At 33.3% G+C, this 22378-nt stretch carries 14 protein-coding genes and 1 pseudogene; 8 read left to right on the top strand and 7 right to left on the bottom strand.

The genetic code is table 11. From position 1 onward, the window contains the following. Positions 1-241: 241 nt before the first annotated feature. The 8 genes and pseudogenes from ABXT06_RS22355 to ABXT06_RS22390 all read left to right on the top strand — a co-directional run. Positions 242-595: pseudogene (locus ABXT06_RS22355) on the top strand (IS1-like element transposase); the annotation flags it as partial. Positions 596-950: 355 nt separating this feature from the next. Beyond that, positions 951-1616, top strand: a complete 666-nt coding sequence (locus tag ABXT06_RS22360; RefSeq protein ID WP_354592702.1) for a hypothetical protein — start codon at positions 951-953, stop codon at positions 1614-1616. A gap of 37 nt (positions 1617-1653) precedes the next feature. Beyond that, entirely contained in the window at positions 1654-2163 is a 510-nt protein-coding gene (locus tag ABXT06_RS22365) for a phage tail protein (protein WP_354592703.1), read from the top strand. Between the two features lie 24 nt (positions 2164-2187). Next, a complete protein-coding gene (locus ABXT06_RS22370) occupies positions 2188-2706 on the top strand; it encodes a phage tail protein (protein WP_354592704.1) in 519 nt (172 codons plus the stop codon). 54 nt (positions 2707-2760) lie between these two features. Beyond that, a complete protein-coding gene (locus tag ABXT06_RS22375; protein ID WP_354592705.1) occupies positions 2761-3276 on the top strand; it encodes a phage tail protein in 516 nt (171 codons plus the stop codon). Between the two features lie 11 nt (positions 3277-3287). Beyond that, positions 3288-3785: a GNAT family N-acetyltransferase gene (locus ABXT06_RS22380; protein WP_354592706.1), complete on the top strand. Its 498-nt coding sequence runs from the start codon at positions 3288-3290 to the stop codon at positions 3783-3785. 22 nt (positions 3786-3807) lie between these two features. Then, a complete protein-coding gene (locus ABXT06_RS22385; RefSeq protein WP_354592707.1) occupies positions 3808-4107 on the top strand; it encodes a DUF6916 family protein in 300 nt (99 codons plus the stop codon). Between the two features lie 23 nt (positions 4108-4130). Continuing rightward, complete coding sequence (locus ABXT06_RS22390; RefSeq protein ID WP_354592708.1) at positions 4131-8276, top strand: Ig-like domain-containing protein; 4146 nt, start codon at positions 4131-4133, stop codon at positions 8274-8276. A gap of 738 nt (positions 8277-9014) precedes the next feature. On the opposite strand, the gene ABXT06_RS22395 is transcribed toward ABXT06_RS22390, so the two are convergent. The 7 genes from ABXT06_RS22395 to ABXT06_RS22425 all read right to left on the bottom strand — a co-directional run. Next, entirely contained in the window at positions 9015-9953 is a 939-nt protein-coding gene (locus ABXT06_RS22395) for a LamG domain-containing protein (protein ID WP_354592709.1), read from the bottom strand. Between the two features lie 56 nt (positions 9954-10009). After that, the gene (locus ABXT06_RS22400; protein WP_354592710.1) at positions 10010-11401 is read right to left on the bottom strand and encodes an endo-1,4-beta-xylanase; all 1392 of its coding nucleotides are present in this window, start codon (positions 11399-11401) and stop codon (positions 10010-10012) included. Between the two features lie 130 nt (positions 11402-11531). Further along, on the bottom strand, positions 11532-12635 hold the full coding sequence (locus tag ABXT06_RS22405) for a hypothetical protein (protein WP_354592711.1): 1104 nt from the start codon (positions 12633-12635) through the stop codon (positions 11532-11534). Between the two features lie 8 nt (positions 12636-12643). Continuing rightward, positions 12644-14167, bottom strand: a complete 1524-nt coding sequence (locus ABXT06_RS22410) for a RagB/SusD family nutrient uptake outer membrane protein (RefSeq protein WP_354592712.1) — start codon at positions 14165-14167, stop codon at positions 12644-12646. Positions 14168-14224: 57 nt separating this feature from the next. Beyond that, entirely contained in the window at positions 14225-17329 is a 3105-nt protein-coding gene (locus ABXT06_RS22415) for a SusC/RagA family TonB-linked outer membrane protein (protein ID WP_354592713.1), read from the bottom strand. 435 nt (positions 17330-17764) lie between these two features. Beyond that, positions 17765-21907 carry a two-component regulator propeller domain-containing protein gene (locus tag ABXT06_RS22420; protein WP_354592714.1) on the bottom strand — a complete coding sequence of 1381 codons (4143 nt, stop codon included), beginning with the start codon at positions 21905-21907 and terminating at the stop codon, positions 17765-17767. A gap of 214 nt (positions 21908-22121) precedes the next feature. Further along, on the bottom strand, positions 22122-22378 hold a 257-nt coding region (locus ABXT06_RS22425), incomplete at its 5' end, for a fibronectin type III-like domain-contianing protein (protein WP_354592715.1).

Below are 22378 nucleotides of genomic sequence, written 5' to 3' on the forward strand. Positions count from 1 at the left end.
TACTGCAGCATTGTGGGAGAGTATGTCGTCGCCTTTCTTTTAAGAATCCTCATCAGTAATCTGATGGGGATTTTTTGTTTTTCATATGTTTGTGAAAATTGCCATTTAGAGAAAATCATAGATTTATAGTAATGCCACATAAAATTAGAGCAGCCTTCGGGCTGTTTGTTATTTTTGTAATGTCTTAAATCTAAAAAAAAAATGGAGTAAAACCAGACTAGGTGTTACAGATGTGTTGGTGATGGTAAAGAATGGAAAGACAAAGTCTGGGAGTCAAAGATATGTCTGCAGAGTATATGGGAAAATCAGAGTTAAAAATTATGCTTATGAGGCTTATAAAGCAGATACACGTCAGAATATTATCCAATTAACCAAAGAAGGCTTAGGAATAAGATGTGAGGCAAGTATGCTGAAAATATCAGCGACAACTTTATTGAAAAGAATTATTTCAATTGTCAGCAAAGGCAAAACTTATGAAGTTGATGAACCTTGCATGTGCATTAGGTACAAGAAAAACTATATTTGGCTGGTCTATGCATTAGAAAAAAAATCTAAAAATGTGGTAAGTTTTAATGTTGGCAAGCGAACCAAAAAAAATAAGTAGGAGAAAGAGGTCTCAAAAGAGATATCTTATCCTATGTAAATACTTGTGTTTATCACTTGTCAAATTTATTGGTGAGAAAGATGTCGACTCCCTAAGTTGATTTGAATTGTTGTGCTAAAATAAAAATCAAATGCAAAATTTAAAAGATATATTATGATGCAAAGCGGTACTTTCTTTCTAAGTCTCCAGTTTATGTTTGTTTATTCGTCCTTATAAGTGTTTTCTTTAAAAAAAAGAATAGTACAACGTGCTTGTGTATTTTTTATTGTGTTATTTAACAAAAAATTATAATTTAAGATTTCCTTTTATTATTTTTACTGAGAATTTAACAGAAAAGCAGGGAATTATGATCAATTTAGCACGAAGAAATTTTATAAAAAATGTTGGATTTGTGGGTGCAACAACTCTTTTTTGTGGCTCTCTAACAGCTCAGAGCACTTTGGAAAATTTTTCGATTTCAGAAAATGATGAAGGAAATATTCTAGCCAAATTCTCAAAAGTAACTTTTTTTGATGCTTTCCTTTTAGATCAATCTCTGGCAGATTGTTATAAAAAATCTATTTTAAATTGGGAAAAAACGGGATATGCTGCTTCAGGAAATTATTGTTTCAGCTCTTCAGACGGCCTGTTAAAAATGTTTCCTATGCATCTTCAAACGGAGGCTGCTGGAAGAGTTGATAATGTTTTGCTATGTTTTGGAAAAGATTCAAATGGCAACTGGAAATCTCTAAGATCTTTATCGGGATTTGATTTGGAAGCAATTGCAGCAGCTATGCATGACTTAAATATATATCGAAATGAGGTTAATTTATCTCATTATTTATTTCCTGCGCCTACACAAAAATTAAATCCTTATGGATATGATACGAGGAAAGGTAGCATTTCTCTTCACACTAATTTAGCCCCGCAACAAACCGTAACAAAAATTATCATAAAAGAAGGTAATTCTATTGTATACCAAAAGGAAATAATTTCTAAGCATAGTTTTGCTTCTGATTCTTTTTTGGTCTAATATAATTGCTATGAATAACCTATAAATAGTCAAAATTATGGCAACACCTTATTTAGGAGAAATACGTATCGTGTCTTTTAACTTTGCCCCAAGAGGCTGGACTTTATGTAATGGGCAGTTTTTGCCTATAAACCAAAATCAAGCTTTGTTTTCATTGTTAGGAACAATGTATGGCGGTAATGGACAAACGACATTTGCTTTGCCAAATTTAAGAGGAAGAACTCCTATTCATTTTGGAAATGGGCATACGATAGGAGAGCAAGGTGGAGAAGAAGTACATACTATAAGTGTGTCAGAACTGCCTCAGCACACTCATATATTGCAGGCGAAAACAGATTCGGTAAGTAGCAATGTACCTGGCCCTTTAAATTCATTGGCTAATACTGCTCCTAATTTAGTTTATAGCGGTCAAAGTCAAAATTTTACTTCGTTGAACTCTGGTTCTCTTAGTAGTGTCGGGGGAAATCAGCCTCATTTAAACATGCAACCATTCCTGACCTTGAATTTTTGTATTGCTTTACAAGGTATTTTTCCTTCCCCAAATTAATTATTAATTGTAAAAAGTATAAATATGGCACAACCTTACATTGGGGAAATTAGAATGTTTGCAGGAAACTTTGCTCCTGTAGCATGGATGTTCTGTGAAGGACAGATTCTTTCTATTTCTGAGTATGAACCATTATTTCAATTAATTGGCACTACTTATGGAGGCGATGGTCAAAGTACTTTTGCTTTACCAGATTTACGTGGAAGAGTTCCTATTCATTCAGGTACATCCTCTTCTAATATAAGCTATGCATTGGGAGTAACAGGTGGAGTAGAAGATATTACGTTGACTATTAATCAAATTCCTGCTCATACTCATAGTTTAATAGCAACTACAGATTTAGCAGATACTGCGAGTCCGTCCAATGCGCTGTTTAGCACTAATCCTCCAGGAAGTAAAATGTATTCTAGTGCTGCACCAACAGCAGCTTTAAGCGCAACTTCCATTACAGCTACAGGTGGAAGTCAGCCCCATACTAATTTTCAGCCTTATTTGTGTGTCAGTTTTATTATTTCATTGTTTGGAATATTTCCTACTCAATAATAAGAAATTTAAAATTTTCGATACTTTTTAAATAAAAATAAAAACAATATATCTATGGATCAATTTGTTGCCGAGATACGCCTTTTTCCGTTCAATTTTGCACCAGTAGGCTGGGCTATGTGCAACGGGCAATTATTGCCTATATCTCAAAATACAGCACTTTTTTCTTTGCTGGGCACCACATATGGAGGCGATGGGAAAAGCACTTTTGCCCTGCCGAATTTACAAGGGAGTGTTCCTATGCATCCAGGACAAGGTCCCGGATTATCTTTACATGATTTAGGAGAAACAGGCGGAAGTGAAAATGTTAGTTTGCTTGAATCTGAAATTCCATCTCACAATCATTCATTAATGGCAGCGACTTTGAACTCACAATCCACATCTCCAACTAATAATAGTTTAGGCCGTGGAAATCCTATACGAATTTACGGTCAGTCAGGAACAAATGCTAATATGAGTTTAAATTCTGTATCTATTGCTGGTTCTGGATTACCACACAATAATATGATGCCTTATTTGACAATGAATTTTTGTATTGCTCTTCAGGGAATTTTTCCAGCAAGAGGCTAATTTAATTGGATTTGAATTTAGAAATTAAAAATATTAGTTTTCGAGATATTCATGAAAGTGATAAAACCCTTCTTCGGGAAATATATGGCAGTACCCGTCAAGAAGAACTGGACAAAGGAACCAATTGGAACGATGAACAAAAAAGACTTTTTATTGATCAGCAATTTTCTGTTCAGCATGAATATTATCAGAAGAATTTTTTGGATGCAAAATTTTATATAATTGAAAAAGAAAAAGTTCCGATTGGAAGATTATATATTGATTTTCTTTCTGAAAATGAACCTGTCAGAATTATAGATATTACAATATTACCTGAATGGAGAAATAAAAATATTGGCAGCTCTATTTTAAATGAAATTCTAAAAAAAGCAGGCAATAATAATTTAAATGTCTCGATACATGTTGAAGTTTTTAACCCTGCAATGAATTTATATAAACGATTAGGATTTAAAAAAATAAGTGAAGCAAATGGTGTTTACCACTTAATGGAATGGAATTCTAATAACTGATTTTAACGATTAACAAAATTATATGGATATATCTTTACTCTCTGTAAATAACTTTAATTCTCTACTTAACAGAGTATTTGTCATTAAATTTTCGGAAGAAATTCAGCATGATGCTGATTTAATTTCTGTAACTGAATTTAATAGTTTTTCTCCATTGCAAAGAACTCCATTTTCTCTTGTTTTTCGAACGCAGCAAAAAGACGAATATTACGAACAGGGTATTTTTAATGTTATACACCCTGAAGAAGGCAATTTAGAATTATTTCTTACACCACTAGGGTTTGATGAAGTGGGAATGAAATATGAAGCAGTATTTTCTTAATTAGGCTAATTAAAAGCAAAAAAATGAAAAATAACAAACTCTTAGTTGTAATAATACTAGTTGGATTTCTAAGTTTTGGAATGAAATACAATACTATTATTAAGAAAAACTTTGTTGCTCCTATAGTTGAAAGTTTTGTAAAAGCTGAAAAAACTTTTATTGATAAGAAAAAAGAAAATAAAGTTAAAAACGCTTCCATCAAAACAAGCAATACAAGTACGCCTGCTGTAGCTGCTACAGTTACTGTAACAAACGCTGTAGTGGTAAATGGAGGTGGAAACGCTCAGCCTGGCTCTCAGCTTGATTTTACTGTAACTATAACAAATACGGGTGCAGAGGATGCTTTAGGAATGAATTTTCAGGATATTTTAGATTCTAATCTAACCTTAATTCCAAACTCTTTTAAAGCAACACCAATAGCAAACAATAATTCTTATTCCTGTATTGGAAACGTTGGAATAAATGTAGATGCAGTAGGCGGTGTTTTAACAAATGATTTTAGCCCTGATGGAACAGCTTTATCAGCTTCTTTATTAACTGGAGCAGCAAACGGAACCACTGTTTTGAATGCAGATGGTTCTTTTACTTATAATCCAAACGCGGGATATTCTGGATCTGATAGTTTTACCTATACATTAACCACTGCTAGCGGTAAAACTTCATCTGCTACGGTAAATATTACTGTAAGCACTCCTATAATCTTTGTTAATAGTGCAGCGGCAACAGCAGGAAACGGAACATTAGCTACACCTTATAAAGCCTTAAATAGTATTACTGGCAGCACTGCATATCCTATTTTTATCTACACGGGTACAGTAACCGGACTTTTGACTTTAAATGATAATCAAAAAGTAATTGGACAAGGGGCAACTTCGAGTTTGGCTTCTATATTAAGTCTTACTGTGCCAACTTATAGTAATGCTTTACCTTCTACAGGCGGAACAAATCCTACTATTGCGGGTGTCAATTTAAAGGCAAATAATGATATTCAAGCTGTTGCGCTAACGGGTACTTTATCTGGTTCGAATGTAGGAGCTTTAAAAGTAAGGAATACGACTATTAGTACAACAAATGCACAGGCCGTTAATATTACCAGTGGTGGTGCTTTAGATTGCATTTTTACCAGTATTTCGGCTAGTGGTGTGTCTAAAGGAATTTCTGTAAGTAGTTCACAAGGAAGTTTTCAGGTTACAGGAGCAGGATCTACTGCAGGATCCGGAGGGACAATACAAAATATAGCATTAAGAGGTGTTGAGTTTATATCGTGTGCCAATGTTACGCTTAAAAACATGAGTTTCACTAATGCAAATAATTCTACTACTGTAATTATTGATCCTGAAGATGATAACACTAATTCTTATGGCGCACTGCATTTTAAAACTATCTCTGGAGGTGTTAGTTTAGATAATATTGTTATCATTGGTACTACAAACTCTGTTGGAATAAATTTGAATGATGTTAATAACTTTGTATTAAGTAATAGTACTATTACAGGCTGTGGAAGTGCAAATGGACAGAATGTAAATGTTGGAGGGATATTTGCATTAAATTTAAAAGGGACATGTTCGATAACAAACACAAATGTTAATGATTCTTGGGGAAGAGGTTTTTTTGGATTTAACGGCCAGCTTTCTCAAAATCCTACACTTAATTTGGCAGTAACCGGTTGTCAATTTAAAAACTCTTTTAATAAATCAAACGGAGACAGTAATTTTATTTTTCAAGCTAAAGGAACTACAAACAATACATTAGTTTTTAAAAAGAATGATTTTTCTAATTCAAAAACTACTGGTTTAGCACTAAATTTTAGCGGATCTTCTGTAAATACTGTTCAAATTGGAGGTAATAATGTATCCACAGATGCTAATACTATAAATGCAGCAACTGTAAGTCCTGGAAGTAATGGTTTAGATTTACAAGTAATTGGTGCTGCAACCGTAAACTATAATATTATAAATAACACATTAAAATCAAGTTATAATGGTCTTTCTGCATGTAGTGTTGGAAATCAAGGCTCAGGAACTATAAAAGGACGCATAAATAATAATATTATTGATGGAGGAGGCTCAACTTCTTCCAGCAATGGAATTAGCGTTGCTGCTTATGGAAATGCAAAACATATTACTGAAATAGCTAATAATGTAATTACTAATGCCGCTAATTACGGAATTTTTTCTGAAGCAAATGATAACGCCGTATTGAGTACAGGAAGAATTGATGCCTCTATTACTAACAATAGCATTAGTGTTATAAATAATGCTTACGCTCATATTGGAGTACTTGCCAATGCTGATAATTCTTCTAGTACAATGATTAGCGCCGCAAAGGTTACTGGCAATATAGTTAACTCTGCAAGCGGATTAGGAGCAGGAAATTTTGACGTACTCTCTCAGGGACCAAATTGTTCGGTAATTTTACAAGGTAGTCCAGCTTATGTTTCAGGAAGTGGAAACAGAAGTGCAGCATTAACAACTTTCTGGAATGGCAACAATGCTAATACTCCAACAGGAGTAGGACTAGACGAAGGTGGAACAGGAACTATAATTTCAGGAACTGTCACTATTCCTGACAATGGAACTGCTTCAAAAATGTCTATTCAAAAAGAAATAGCACAGGAAGAAACAACTGCCCCTGCAACAGAATCTATGAGCGGCAATACTGCTAATAATTTAGTATCAGCTAAAACTGTAGCAGTAAATGCTTCGACTGAAACGCTTACTGCCGGACCATTTACTTTAGCTTCTGGAAAAAGCACCGTGATTACTTTTAGTGCGACAATTAATGCTGCGGAAGTGTTACCGCAAAATACATGTTCAGTTACAAATCAGGCAACTGTTAGCGGTTCTAATTTTGCCACTGTAAATTCTAATATTACAGTAACATCAATTAAACCAGAAAGTGCTACAGTTACTGCAGATACACAAAATATTCCTTGTTTGGGAAGCACAGCTGTTACTTTAAATGCTACTTGTCCGCTTGGTACAACTGCTACCTGGTATAACGCGATGACAGGAGGAACAAGCTTTGCAGCAGGAAATTCAGTTTCTGCAACACCTACAGAAAATAATACTACTTATTGTGTTGCTTGTGAAACGGCTTATTGTGCAAGCGACAGAGTTCTAGTAAAAACTGTAACAGGAACTCCTTCAACAGCATCAACGCCAGTAACAGTAAATGCATGCGATTCTTATACCTGGAGTGAAAATGGAACAACTTATACCGCTTCTGGAACATATACTACAGTTATTGGATGTGATACAAAAACTCTAAATTTGACTATTACTCCATCTACAACTTCTGTACCTGAAACAATAACAGCATGTGATTCTTACACATGGAGCGCAAATGGAACAACTTATACAGCTTCAGGAACATACACAGCAATGGTTGGATGTGATACCAAAACTTTAGCATTAACAATCATTAGTTCTACAAGTTCCACACAGACTGAAACTGCTTGCGACAGCTATACGTGGCCGGTAAATGGTACTACTTATACAGCTTCTGGAAATTATACTTATTCTTCGGGATGTGATACGAAAACTTTAGCATTAACGATCACTAATTCTACAAGTTCTACACAAACAGAAAGCGCTTGTGATAGCTATACCTGGGCAGTAAATGGCGCTACTTATACAGCTTCTGGAAATTATACTTATTCTTCAGGATGTGATACTAAAACTTTGGCATTAACAATTAACAATTCTTCAGCAATTCTGAAAACAGTAACATTAAATTCTGGAACCTTAACATCAGATCATTCTGGAGCTATTTATCAATGGTATAAGTGCCCTAACACACTACTGACAAATGAAACAAACCAATCATTTAAACCATCAGTCGTTGGAGATTATAAGGTTGAAATTACCGTTGCAGGCTGTACAATTCTTTCTGATTGTATTAATGTAAATACTTTGGGACTAGATGATTTCGAAGTATCCGACTTTAAAATGTATCCTGTTCCAAGCAAAGGAATTTTAAATATTGTTACCAAATATGATGGGAATTACATTATTATAGATGCCTCTGGAAAAATTGTAAAATCAGTAAATCTAAATGCAGATATTCTAAACACAATTCACTTGGAAAATCTTACAGACGGCGTTTATTTAATAAAAAAAACAGATCGCAATTTATTTAAAGCTCAGAAATTTATTTTGAAAAAATAAGGTGATCTGTCAGATGTGCTGGCGGTTAATTCCTTCATCTAACATTTTTTGAAAATCAAAGATTTATGGTAATATAGCATAAAAATTAAAACAGCCGTCGGGCTGTTTTTTTATTTTATAATGTTTTTATCCAAGCTTAACATCAGTCAGCTTAGAATTTTTCCATTCTTTATTTTGGCGAGTGAGGAAGAAGATGGTTATAGAGATTCGTTTATTAAAAAAAGGGAGAGTTAGTTGCTTTCTATTTTGAGTCTTTTTAAGAAGAATCCCAAATCAAAACTACTTTCTAACTTAATCCTACTTTTTAAATTAATTAAATGTAGAATAATATTACTGCCAAATCAACTCATTAATCTTGTTAATCCTTGTGATATAAGGGATTTTTGCGGTTTCTGATTGCACCGATTCGTCATATGTAATTTTGTGAGAATTTATAAATATTGAAAAAGGGCTAAAACGAAAAAGACCTGCAAATTCAACGATTTGCAGGTCTTCAGATTTTTTTTATGGCTTTTTGAAAAGATTGAAAACTTTACGTTTTCCGTCTTTTCGTAGGGAGAGCAGGATTCGAACTTTAAGTTTGAAACCTGCATTTTTCCTGCATTTCTTCTTTTTAAAATCTTTGATGCTATGATGTTGCTATGAGAAATGTCAGATTTAATTTAGCTTGTTTAAAATAAATGCTGCAATCTTTAATAAAAATACTTAATTAGAAGGGAAAATCAACTACGATTTAAATTATATGGGCCTTTTATAAACTGTTACATCATCAACCCACATCATTGCAGTTGAGAATAAGTTGATTTTATTTGGATCAATAAAATTGGAGTCTTTTGATCCCACATTCATATTTAATATAATAGAGTGTGGTCCAAAATTATTGAGATTAAGATTATTGGCACTACCATTAGTATAAGTTGCTACGGTCACATTGTCGACTTTTATGGTTATTGTTACAACATTGTCTTTCATTTTCCAAAAAGATTCATATAAATGCCATCCGCCATTTCCATTGATATCAAAATTAGCAGGATAATTTCTTTCTGCAGAGTTTCCTATAAGATTTGTTCCAGAAGAAGTCCCATAAAAAAGATTAGAGGTAAAACGGCTTGCATTTGGGGCAAAAGAATAACCTTCCATGATGTCTATTTCCCCTTTAGTTGGCCAAGCATTTCCTTGCACCGACCAAAAGGCTGGCCATGCACCATAAGTTTCAGTAAAAGACTTATAAGTACTTCCATCCATGGCTATTAGCTTAATATTTGCAGAAAGCATATATTCTGTGTTGTTTTCTGGTTTGTATTGATAATTTGAGGTAATGAATCCAGATTGATATTTGTATGTGCTTAATTTTGTAGTCTTGATTTCTAAACATTGCCTTCCGTCTCTCCATTGTGTGGTTGGCACAGAGCTGTAATAATCACAATACCAAGAATTATAATCTGCACGTTGCTCTTTTGTCCATTGCGACAAATTAGAACCCACATCAAATGTTTCCTCAAATTGTTTGACCCAAGGCGCATTTGCTACTTTGCTTGTACTGTTTTTTGTAACTGTATTTACATCTGCATTTTTTAATTGTTCTTTCGCCATCGGACTCGCGTCATCTGCACAAGATGCAAATCCCAAACTTAATACACATGAAACTGTTAATGCAAACAAATTTAATTTTTTCATAATTTAATTTTTTGGTTTATTAATAGTTGAAGTAAATTACTATAGCTTAAAAAAAATTAATCTAAACCTTCCAGAAATCCCGTATGTGAACTTTTTATTGCAAAATTTGAATCGTATAACAAAGGCCAGTCATTTCCTGGATGGTTTAGTTCTGTACTAAACGGAATCCATGATTCATTATCCTTCATTCCCCAAATAGTTATGGCGTATTTATTTACTGCCGGAAGTGCATTGTACAGTTGTACAATTTCTTTGTACTTTTCTTTTTGGGCTAATCTTCTTTCATTTGTAAAAGTTGTGATATCGTTAGATTGATTGACTTGAATATCCAATTCAGAAACGTGAATTTTCACGCCTTTTGCTACAGCTTTGTTAAAGTCGGCTTCAATTTGAGCTTTTGTTGGATTTAAATAGTTATTATGCATCTGAAAACCGATTCCATCAATAAGATTGTTTGCTTTTAAATCATCGATAATGCTAAAAACTTTATCTTGTTTAAGAACATTAGTTGAAGTTGCATAATCATTATAGAACAAAAGTAAAGAGTTGTCACCGGCAGCGATTGCTGCATCTTTTGCCCATTGAAAGCAGTCTTTAACATAGTTAGCACCCATTCGCTGAAGAAAAATTGTATTTCTCATAGTGCCGCCATTATCATCTACAGCTTCATTTACGACATCCCATGATTTTATTTTTCCGGCATAATGTGTAACTACATCTGTAATGTACTTTTTTACTTCGGCTTTAAATTCAGCATCAGTTCCGGAGAAATCTTTTAACCATTGCGGTACCGAATTATGCCATACCAAAGCATGACCGTGAACATTGATGCCATTTGAATTTCCGTAAGTAACGATTTTATCGGCAACAGTCCAGTTGTAAACGCCACTTGAAACAGAAATTTGATCCATTTTCATTTCATACTCGGCAGATATGCTGCTAAATTCATTTTTCAATATAACATCATAAGGACTTCCGTTTGTTAATTGCGATGCTTTAATTGCCATACCTACAAAAAACGGATTTGCCAGTTTATTGGCTTTTACTTTTAAAAATGTGGGATCCTCAGGAATGTTGCTAGAACCTGTAGTTACAACACTAATAATATTTGAATAGCCAGAAATCTCTGTTTCATTTTTTGCTCTAACTCGGTAATAATATTGTGTGCCTCCGTTTAAACCTGAAACAACTTCATTTAAATCGATAATTTCTTTTGCATTGTAATTTGGGACAAAAGTGGAGAAATTCTCATTGGTAGAAACATCTAGAAGATAACTTTTTGCGTGGGAAACGTAATTCCATTTTGCTCTAAAGCCTTCGTCATTCACGTCTTTTGGAGCATTTGCAATAGGTGCTTCTAAAACATTAACAGCGACATTGTCATCTTTTGAACAAGAGTTCAAAAAAAAGAAAAGACAGGCCAGCATTAGTAAAAATTTAATTTTCATACTGTATTGTTATTATAGGTATTCTAGTTATTGGTAATACCCTTGTTTATAATTTTTGTATCATTTTAGACCTTATTTATAAAAGAGGCCGATTTATCACGACCTCTTTTATTTATGCCTAAAAGTCTCTTTATTGGTAACGAATTTTAATATTGTCGAATTTTATTACGCTAGGATTTGGCGTATCTCCTTGAGCAATACCGACTTTAATTTCATTAATTTTAGAAGGATCTAACGTTGCCGCCGAATTTGAACCAAATCCGTAATTATCTTTAAAATCGCTTAATAATATTGTCTTGGTGGTCCAGTTTACATCGGTTACTTTAAAATTATAGCCATAATTTACGCCATCAATAGTATTTAGCTGAATGGCAAATTGAGCACCCACAACATTTGCGCTTACATCAATATCTATAAATGTTTTTAAAGCATCATTATTAGAAGTGCTTAGGAAACTAGCTCCACCACCAGCACTGCTTCCGTTATAACCATTTGCAGTTGAACCAGACCATGCTAATGTTGCATAACTTCCTGTTGGGCCACCAGGGGTATTGGCATTAAAACTATCGATATCACCATAAGCACTCCAATCTTCTCTAGAACCGTTTCCGTCAAAATCGGACACAAGAACTACAGTTGCAAAATTGATTGTTTTTTTTGCAGAACCTCCTGGAGTAGTAACAACCAGCTCTGATCCTGAAACTGCGTTTGAAGGTAAACCAATGATAATTGAAGATGACGATTTTAGCGTATAACTAAGTGTTTTTCCGCCCATAGTGATGGAAGAAATATTGTAAAACCATGTTCCTTCAATTTCTAATGGAAACCCAGGAGTTGCTACCTCTGGAATTGTTTTTGTTATGGTAGGAGTAGGTTGTAAAATCTCTATGTTTTTGGTGACTGATCCTGTTCCTGTTACAAACGTAATAGGCTGCACACCAAATCTGCTTCCTAGTTTTTCGTCAAAAGGAATAGTAAAAATAAAAGCTTGATCTGAATTATAGTTTGGATTAAAACTGATGTTAATTTTATTGTCCAACGTAATTTTTTTTAATCCTTTTAAACCTTCACCTTCAACTCTGACCTTGTTTAATGGAAAGGCCTGATTAAGCAAATCGCCAGGTTCGGCAACCATTGCATCAACGCTTGCAGTAGGTGCGTCATCATTTTGGCAAGCAGCAAAAGAAACCAGTGCTAGAAGAATTATAATTCTATATGTTATTTTCTTGATCATAGTAAATGTTAGTTAAAGTTAAAAGGAACAGGAGGCTCTAATAACGATGGATTAGTATCAATAGCAGTTTGCGGTAAAGGCAATTCAAAGTAGTTGCTTCCAGGAGTTATTTTTCTTGAAATCAATACTGTTCTGTCATCATCAGAATAAAATCCAACTTCTTGCTGTGAAATAATGGCTGTTGCTTCTGCTAAACCACGGCGTTTTAAATCAAAGAAATATTGTCCTTCAAGTGCAAATTCAATTCTTCTTTCATTAAATAAATCATCTCTTGTAAGAACTGTTTTAGCTGGTAATCCCGCTCTGGCTCTTACTTCATTAAAAGAGTCTAAAGCAGATGCAGAAGTAGTCGAACCGGCTCCTGCCAAAATAGCCTCAGAATTCATTAGTAAAATGTCAGAGTACCTTAAAATGATGGTATTTTGCGAAGTCCTCATAAAAAACACATCATTTCTTTCGGCAGCAGATCCTACAATGTACTTTCTGAAATTAGCCGCAGTCGATGAGTATATTTTTTTATATCTAAAACCGCCTTGATTCTTTAATAACTCAGGATAAAAGTCACCATCTGTCATGATTGTACTCTTTTTTCTAGTGTCATTTGGTTCAAAGCCGCTTTGCAATGAAATAGAAGGCAAGTAAACGCCCCAGCCATCACCACCACCAGTTATTCCAGTACCTCCAGGAACTATATACGCTTGATTTGTATTTTGAGTTCCCCATTCTGTAGCAACTGCCTTCCATTGCAGGGCAAACATGCTTTCGGCGCTATTATTATTTTCAGGACTGCTAAATAAGTTTCCGTACTCTTGAATTAAAGTGTATTGATTTCCGATAATTTTCTGAGTTAGAGTTGCACATTCTGCATATTCATTTAATGTCAAATGCACTTTTGCAAGGATTCCCATAGCAGCAAATTTGGTAACATATCCTTTTTTTACCGAAGTTGCTGGTAAATTTTCGATCGCATATTCTAAATCTTGTTTTATGAATTTGTAAACATCTGTAACAAGATTTCTTTTTGGTTGCGCAGCCGATCCTGCTTTGTTAATAATTGGCACGGCTCCAAAGGTTCTTACCAGATAGAAATAAGCATTGGCCCTCATAAATCTTGAGATTGCAATGGCATTTTTATAAGATGCTTCCGGAAGTTCACTCTTTCTGTCTTCAACCAAACTCATTAAATTATTAGATTGATCAATAACCGAAAATAAAGAAGTATAACCTTCTGTCAGGATTGGATTTTGCGAGGTTACTTCTGCATCTTTAAATTGTGCATAAGCACCATCAAATGTAAATGCGTTACCAGCGTACATATCGCCAACGGCAATTAAGAATTTATCATTAAAAGTGAACCAAGGTTTAAAATACAAACTCTCAGCTATTCCATCAAAAGCGGTAATTCCTTCTGGTAAATCGCTAGGCGTCAATTGATTTTCAGATGGAGCATCCAAAAAATCATCAGAACAGGAAAATAAAGACAGCAATGGTATCACCATTCCAATCATAAAAAGTTTAAAAAGTTTTTTCATAACTATTATTTTTATTTTAACGACTATGAATCATTAATTTATTTGTGATTGTAAATTTTAGAACTCTAGATTTAGACCCATAGAAGTTATTCTTGGCACTGGGTATCTTCCAAGATCAATTCCGCTAAGGGTTATATTTTGATCTAAATTTCCTAAAGCAGGATCAAAACCAGAGTACTTTGTCCATGTGTATAAGTTTTGGACATTGACATACAATCTAACTTTAGATATAATAGACTTTTCGAAGATTTTGCTTGGTAAATCGTAGCTCAAAGAAACATTCTGAATTCTTAAATAAGAACCGTCTTCAACAAATCTATTTGAGATTCTTCCATTCCCGTTCGGGTCATTAAGGGTAATTCTTGGTTCATTAGTATTCTCATTTACTCCCGGTTCAAAAGCATCTAAAGCCCTTGTGCTCACATTCGCAAATCGATCTCCAAATCCAGGATAAATACCATCTGTATAATGACGAGTAAAGTTGTAGATTTCATTGCCTTGGCTTCCCGTTAAAGCAATTGATAAACTGATGTTTTTGTATTTAAAGTTATTGGTAAATGAATAGGTAAAATCTGGAATTGCGCTTCCTATTGCGGTTTGATCTTTAGCATCAATTTTTCCGTCATTATTAAGATCTTTAAAACGAATATCTCCAATTCCTGTTCCTGTTTCTTGGATTGGTCCTGCGGCTAATTCTGCGGCATTTTTAAATATTCCATCTGTAACATATCCGTAGAATTGTCCAACTGGCTGACCTTCTGTGGTTCTCGTAACATTATAAAGGTCGAATTGTACTTTACCTAATAAAGATTTACCTGCCCCTTGAAAACTAGTTAGTTCATTGTTATATTTTGAGAAAATAATAGTACTGTCCCATGTAAAATTTTCTGTAGAAATGTTTCTAGTGTTTAAGGTAAGTTCGACCCCTTTAGTTTGGATTTCACCCGTATTCAAATAATAATTTAATGCACTTTGATTCGACTCATCATTGATTTGCTTAGTAAGGAAATTTGAAGAATGTTTTATATAATAATCAAAGTCTAATTTTACTCTATTGCTTAGCATTCCGAGTTCAAAACCAACATTGAAAGACTTAAGCGATTCCCATTTAATATTTGGATTTCCTAAATTATCAATTGTTGGAGACACTCCTCCAAATGGAGATGCAGTCAATGAAAGAATGGTTTGATATCTGTTTGCAGGAATATTTTGATTTCCTACCGAACCATAACCAGCTCTAAATTTCAGATAATTGACAGTGTTGGATAATGACTCAAAAAAGCTTTCGTTGCTAACGGTCCAACCTGCTGCAAATGATGGAAAATATCCCCATTTATTATTAGGCCCAAAGTTAGAAGAGGCATCTGCTCTTAAAGAAGCTGAAAAAGAATAACGATCAGAAAAACTATAATTTAATCTCGAAATGTATGAGGTCATCGACCATCTTCCAGAACCATTTCCATTAACAGCCGTATCTATATCCCCAATGTTTAAATTGGTAAAATCTTTGCTTAGAAAATCACCAGACCTGTAACCGCTTAGGTATTCGTATTGGCTTTCTTGTGCTTCCTGACCTAGTAAGAAAGTGAAATTATGTTTTTCGTTAAATGTTTTATTATATGTTAAATAGTTTTTTAAACTCCAGTAAAAACTTTGATCCTGCTGTTTGAAGGATTTGTTTAGTAATTCAGATACATTTCCTAATGTGTAGGCGGGAGCAAAAGAGCTGCTTTTTGCAAAGTTTAAATCATATCCCAATTCAGTTCTAAAAACTAATCCTTTGGTAAGAGTAAAATCGGCAAAGAAATTTCCATTTACTTTGTATCGGTCTGCTTTTGCGTTATTGTATTCTGACAATGCGATAGGGTTGGTTGCTTCATTTGCAGAAGAACCTAAACCGCTTGTTGGGCCAGCATAAGAGCCATCGGCAGATCTAACAGGCAATTCTGGAGACTGTCTTAGCGTATTCATCACTAAACCACCTCTATCATCGTTTCGCACTACTTCTTGAGACGATCTGCTTATTGACATGTTATTGCCAATTTTTAGCCATGATTTTACATTTGAATCAACATTTAAGCGAATGGACATTCTATTGAAACCTGAGTTCATCACAATTCCTTCCTGATCAAAATAATTCAAAGAGGTATAATATCTTGTTCCGTCTTTTTCTCCTGAGAATGATATTTGATGATTATACATAGTAGCAGTCCTGAAAAGTTCGTCCTGCCAGTTTGTTCCATTACCTAATAAATTTGGTTTTTGATATTGATAGGGAACTGGTTCTCCATTTAGTTTGAAGATTTTAGTCTGATAAGTGGCATATTGAGGCAAGTTTAAAACATCAACTGAATTTGCCACTTGCTGAGTACCTAAATACGTCTCATATGTGAAAGCCGACTTTCCTTTTTTTCCTTTTTTAGTTGTAATCAAAACGACACCATTCGCGCCATTTGCACCATATATTGCCGTTGATGAAGCATCTTTTAGGATATCAATGGTCTCGATATCTGAAATATTTAATCCCGATAAAGCCGAGTTTTTAGTCTGCCCATTTCCTCCTCCTAATGCGCTAAATGCAAATGAGTCGTTGTTTTTATCTGCAAAAACCGGTGTTCCGTCAATGACATATAAAGGTTCATTTCCATTAATAGAGGTAATCCCCCTAATTTGCACCGAAATTCCTCCTCCTGGAGTCCCTGAATTTTGAGTAACATTTACACCAGCCGCCTTACCTACAAGAGCCTGATCGATGGAAATAAAAGGTTTGTCTTGAATTTCGGATGCTTTGATGGAAGAAATAGCGCCATTTACATCCTTTCTTTTTGAAGTACCGTAGCCAATAACCACGACTTCATTTAATTTTTCAAGGTCATTAACCATGTTGACTACCATCACCGATTTTGTGTCTGCCGGCAGGGATAAAGTCTTATAGCCTATATAGCTAAAAATCAATGTGCTTTTCGGATCTACATTGTTTAAGATAAATCCTCCGTCGAAATCAGTGGTTGTAGCATTTTTTGTTCCTTGTACTGCTACACCAACACCGGGTAGGCCAAGGCCTCCTGATGTTACTTTTCCTTTAACAGTTTGTGCAAAGAAAAAGTTTCCCCACATACATACTATTAAACATAGTAGTTTTTTTAATGTTTTTTTCTGCATAAAAATTGGTCGATTAAGTTAGTTTGTTTTTACTTGTAAAATATTTAATAGAAGAGACTTTTACATGTTCAAAAGTGGAGCTATAAGAAGATTCTCTTTTTCTTAAATATTTCTTAACGAAAGTAAAATGTAGTGCCCTGCTATTGTAGAACGTATGAAGCATATTGTGCAACAAATGATGCAAAAAATGGAGATTAAGGGCTGCTATTGCTAAAAAGAAACAATTATGATATAAAACAGGCGATAAAGTATTGCTGAAAAAACTGCTAAAAAAATACTTTTTGTATAAAAAAGAAGTAGTAATATTTTAGATATATTAGATTTTGCTCTCAAATAACAGAAAAGATTTTTGAGGAAATTGACTTACAAAAAAAGAGCTTCGATTATGATATCGAAGCTCTTTTTTAGGCTATTCTCTATTTTAAAGAGGTATTTTTAACGTTTATTTTTTTGTTCTTTTTCTTGTGTGGGCAAATGGCCGTATTTAATCTTATAACATTTAGTGAAATAGGAGGGAGATGTAAATCCAACCTTATAGCTAATTTCATTAATATTATTATTCCCTTTTTCTATCAATTGTTTTGCTTTTTCTAATCGTACATTTCTAATAAATTCATTTACAGAAACGCCCGTTAATGTTTTTATCTTTCGATACAGCTGACTTCTGCTTAGGAAAATTTTAGATGATAGTAGTTCTACACTTAATTCTGGTTCGCTGATATTTTCATTTATAAAATGCAGAATCTTTTGAATGAAATCATTATCGAGCGAAGTTGTTTTTTCTTTTCCGTCTTTTGTGATTCCGCTATAAAATTTCTTAAACATGATTTGTCTGCTTGTAATGAGCTGTGCTAGACTCGATTTTAAGATGTCTAACTCAAACGGTTTACTGAGATAAATGTCGGCACCTGAATCTATACCTTCTAATCTGTCTTTTACCATTGCTTTTGCCGAAAGCATTAGTAATGGAATGTGGCTTGTTTTTAAATCACCTTTTATTTTTTTACACATCTGCAGTCCATCCATAATGGGCATTATAACATCTGTAATAATTAAATCTGGTAATTTCTGAACAGCAAGCTCGTAGCCTTTTTGACCATTTTCGGCTACAATAACTTTATATAATTTGCTTAATTCCTGTTTTAGATAGTTTCTCAATTCAGGATTGTCTTCAACAATTAAAACAGTGTATGGTTTTGCAGTTTCAGTGGCATTTTCTACAGTTTGGTCTGAGTAATCATCTTTATCAGTAGATTCAGATAGGAATTTAGTTTTATTCTTTTCTGTTTTGTCCACCTCAATTATTTCGCTTTTTTTATACATAGATTTGCCTAAAGGAAAGGTTAATATGAATTTTGTGCCTTGTCCTACCTGACTTTCAACATCAATTCTTCCTTTATGAAGTTCCACAAATTCTTTTACAACCTCCAAACCAATTCCAGTACTTCCATAGTAATCTTTATTTACATTATTAACCTGATAAAATCGGTCAAATATTCTTTTCAGATCTTTTTTGCGAATACCCGAACCAGTATCGGTAATCGTTATTGAAAAAGAAGGAACTATATTCCCATCAATTAGTAATAGATTATCACTTTCTGATTTTGCTATAGAAATAGTGATTAAACCATTGTCAGGAGTAAACTTAAAAGCATTTGAAATAATGTTGAACAGTATTTTTTCCAGCATTTTAGGATCTAACCAATCCTCAAGCTCATCGAATGCAGACTCAAAATTAATAGTAATATTTCGGGAGGCTGCTTCCTCATCAAAATAACTTCTAATTCCTTGTGTAAATGCTACGACTTCAATTTTTTTGGCCTGAAGAAAAATTTTATTGAACTCTAATTTATTAAAGTCCATAAGTTCATTGATAAGTCTGGAAAGTCTATCTGAACTTTTGTGTACAATTTTTAGTTTGTTATATATTTCAGGAGATAAATTTTTATTTTTCAGAATATCTTCTAAAGGATTGATAATTAGTGTTAATGGTGTTCTGAATTCATGCGAAATATTGGTAAAAAATTGCAACTTATTATTGTTTAATTTCTCTGACTGAATATTTTTTTCTTTTTCTAAAATTATAGCCTGTTTTGCTTTAAAACGATTTTGATATATTTTATTAAGGTATATAGTTAGAAAAACCAGTATCGAAGTGTAAAGTAAATAGGCCCAAATAGTTTTCCACCACGGCGGCAAGACTTTTATTTTTAATTCTATTGGAACAGTATTCCATGAACCATCTGCATTTGCAGATTTTACTTTAAAAACATAATGGCCGGGTGGTAGATTGGTATAAGTTGCGGTTCTGTTGTTTCCCACATAATTCCAATCCTTTTCAAAACCTTGTAGATAATAGGCATATTGGTTTTTCTTAGAATAATTATAGTTAATTCCAACATATTCAATAGTAAAAACGGATTGCGTATGATTAAGAATGATTTCTTTGCTTTGACCAATTACTTTGGTTAATGGAGAAGCATCTTCATTAGGTTTTACAGATTTATTGAATAGTTTGAAATCACTGAAATACAATTTTGGAGCTTTCTCGTTTTTTTTGATCTCGCTAGGATTAAAATAATTTACTCCCTCATAGTTCCCAAAATATAGATTCCCATTTCCGTCTTTAAAGACGGCATTATTATTGAAATCATTATCAATGAGACCATCATCTTTAGTAAAATTGGTGCTTTTTTTGTTTTTTAAATCAAGTTTTGTTAATCCTAATCCACCGCTTATCCATAAATAGCCATTATTGTCAGTAATTATGGAGCGAACAGATTTTTCCTTGAAACCTGGAAAATTATTATAGTTTGAAAATGTTCTATCTTTTTTATTATAACTAAATAATCCTTCACCGTCTGTTCCAATCCATATTGTTTTATCGTTAGACTCATAGATTGATAAAATAGTTTGGATACTGTTGTATTTTGTTTTGTCTTTGAACATGGCATCGCGCATTTTGGTAACTTTAAAGCCAGAATCGCCTTTTAAGCTTACCTGATACAATCCTAAGATCGTTCCTACCCACAAAACATTATCAGAATCTACAAAAACTTTACGGATAAAAGCATTGTCCAATGCGTTTTCTATAAATGGTTTTGTGTTGCAATGAACAAATGTATTGTTCTTATTATCGAAATAATGCAAGCCTTTTATGAAAGTTCCTATCCAAATTCTGCCTTTCAAATCTTCTGAAAAACTAAAAATCCTATTCGATTTTAATCCTTCAGTATTTGCTGTATTATAATTTATGAATCGGGTAGTGCCATTTTTTAAAAAGTAGATTCCGCGATCCCAGCTTCCTATCCAAATATTTTGCTTGCTGTCTATGAATATGGTTTGAATATCAGCAGCGTCTAAACCAGAATAATAACTTTGGCTGTTTTTATTTACGTGAATGAAACTTTTATTGGCAAGATTATAAATATCGAGTCCACCTCCTTCGTTACTGATCAAAAGGTTTCCTTTCTTGTCTTTTATAACTGAAGTGACATAGCTCGTTTGTAAAGAATTATCGTTATTGACTTGTGATTCAAGAGAATTAAATTTGTTATTTGGCTTGTCAAATACGCCAAGGCCTTTATTAAAATATCCTAACCAGAGCCGTTTTTCTTTATCTTGATACAATGACCAGACAGAATTAGATTTTAAACTAAAGTCATTATACTTGCTGTGCAAATATTTCTGGACTATCTGGCCTTTATAGTTTACAATCAACAATCCATCATTTTCAGTGCCGCAAATGATATAATTTTGACTGCTTTCTATAAGTGATAAGATTTTGTTTTTGGTTACAGAATAATTTTCAAATTGGTAATTATCATTTTCTGGCTTAATTTTAATCAAACCATGTTCAGTAGTTCCCAACCAAATATATCCTAATTTATCTATAACAAGATTTTCGATATCGTCTAATAAAGGCTCTCTTTTAAACTTGTCTTTATAAACCTGTTTGAGTTTCCCGTTTAAATCAAGTTCTAAAAGACCGTAACTTGTTCCTAAATAAATAATTCCTTGTTTGTTTTTTACTGAAGATTTTATTAGAAAATTAAATTTGTCCAGTACCTTTGACGGAATCAAAGTAGTCTTTAACGTTTTTATGTTAAGTTTAAATAATCCAAAACCATAAGTACCCAAGATTAAGTTGCCATTGTTGTCCTGAATAATTGTTTTTACAGTAATGGGTTCATCATATCCTTTTCTGATTACGTCCTCAATATTGATTTTAGTGAAATTATCTAAATCCCTGTTATATAAGCATAAACCGTCATCAGTGCCAACCCATAAGTTATTGTCAGAATCAACAAAAGTGGAATAAATAAAGTTGCTGTTTATTGAACCGGAATTTTTATTGTACTCATATCCAAAATAATTTACTCCATCATACCGATATAAGCCTGTTCCATTTGTACCTATCCAAATAAAACCATTTTTATCCTGAATAATTGAGGAAATGGCTCTTTTGGAAGTAGTTTCCTGTATGCTTCTAAATTGATAGTTATCAAATTTATCTTGAGAAAACAGGCAGTTTAAACCTATAAAGTAGCATACAAGAATATATTTAATATTTTTCATTTTACAGTATTATTGATCAATCTTCTGTGAGAATCCGCCTTTATTTTTTTAAGTGTAATTAACAATATTAATAAAACTAAACAAAAAATATACTTTTAATTTTGAAATTTATCATATTGCCAAAAACCTGAGTACAACTATTAATTAGTTATGCTCAGGCTATTTTGATTGTTTTAATGCAATCGTATTTTATGCAAATAATTCGTTTTTCTAATTATTTTAGTTCAAATTGGGTAGTGAGACCTTTATCAGAGCTTCCTCCAACCATAATTTTAAAAGTTCCCGGTTCTACTAAATAATTTTCTTCATTATCATAAAAACCAAGTTCTTTATCCGTCAAAGTAAAGTTTACCGTTTTAGTTTCTCCTTTTTTCAGATTCACCAATTCAAAACCTTTCAACTCTTTTATCGGGCGAACAATACTTGCGTATTCATCATGAATATACAATTGCACAACCTCTTTTCCATCGT

It is taken from the genome of Flavobacterium sp. UW10123, from assembly GCF_040538975.1.
Classification (GTDB): Bacteria; Bacteroidota; Bacteroidia; order Flavobacteriales; family Flavobacteriaceae; genus Flavobacterium.

Bases quoted from the DNA above. Each gene is read 5' to 3' on its own strand.
- ABXT06_RS22370 (WP_354592704.1), top strand. From the start codon at position 2,188: ATGGCACAACCTTACATTGGGGAAATTAGAATGTTTGCAGGAAACTTT.
- ABXT06_RS22360 (WP_354592702.1), top strand. From the start codon at position 951: ATGATCAATTTAGCACGAAGAAATTTTATAAAAAATGTTGGATTTGTG.
- ABXT06_RS22420 (WP_354592714.1), bottom strand. From the start codon at position 21,907: ATGAAAAATATTAAATATATTCTTGTATGCTACTTTATAGGTTTAAAC.
- ABXT06_RS22410 (WP_354592712.1), bottom strand. From the start codon at position 14,167: ATGAAAAAACTTTTTAAACTTTTTATGATTGGAATGGTGATACCATTG.
- ABXT06_RS22385 (WP_354592707.1), top strand. From the start codon at position 3,808: ATGGATATATCTTTACTCTCTGTAAATAACTTTAATTCTCTACTTAAC.
- ABXT06_RS22390 (WP_354592708.1), top strand. From the start codon at position 4,131: ATGAAAAATAACAAACTCTTAGTTGTAATAATACTAGTTGGATTTCTA.
- ABXT06_RS22375 (WP_354592705.1), top strand. From the start codon at position 2,761: ATGGATCAATTTGTTGCCGAGATACGCCTTTTTCCGTTCAATTTTGCA.
- ABXT06_RS22405 (WP_354592711.1), bottom strand. From the start codon at position 12,635: ATGATCAAGAAAATAACATATAGAATTATAATTCTTCTAGCACTGGTT.
- ABXT06_RS22400 (WP_354592710.1), bottom strand. From the start codon at position 11,401: ATGAAAATTAAATTTTTACTAATGCTGGCCTGTCTTTTCTTTTTTTTG.
- ABXT06_RS22395 (WP_354592709.1), bottom strand. From the start codon at position 9,953: ATGAAAAAATTAAATTTGTTTGCATTAACAGTTTCATGTGTATTAAGT.
- ABXT06_RS22415 (WP_354592713.1), bottom strand. From the start codon at position 17,329: ATGCAGAAAAAAACATTAAAAAAACTACTATGTTTAATAGTATGTATG.
- ABXT06_RS22365 (WP_354592703.1), top strand. From the start codon at position 1,654: ATGGCAACACCTTATTTAGGAGAAATACGTATCGTGTCTTTTAACTTT.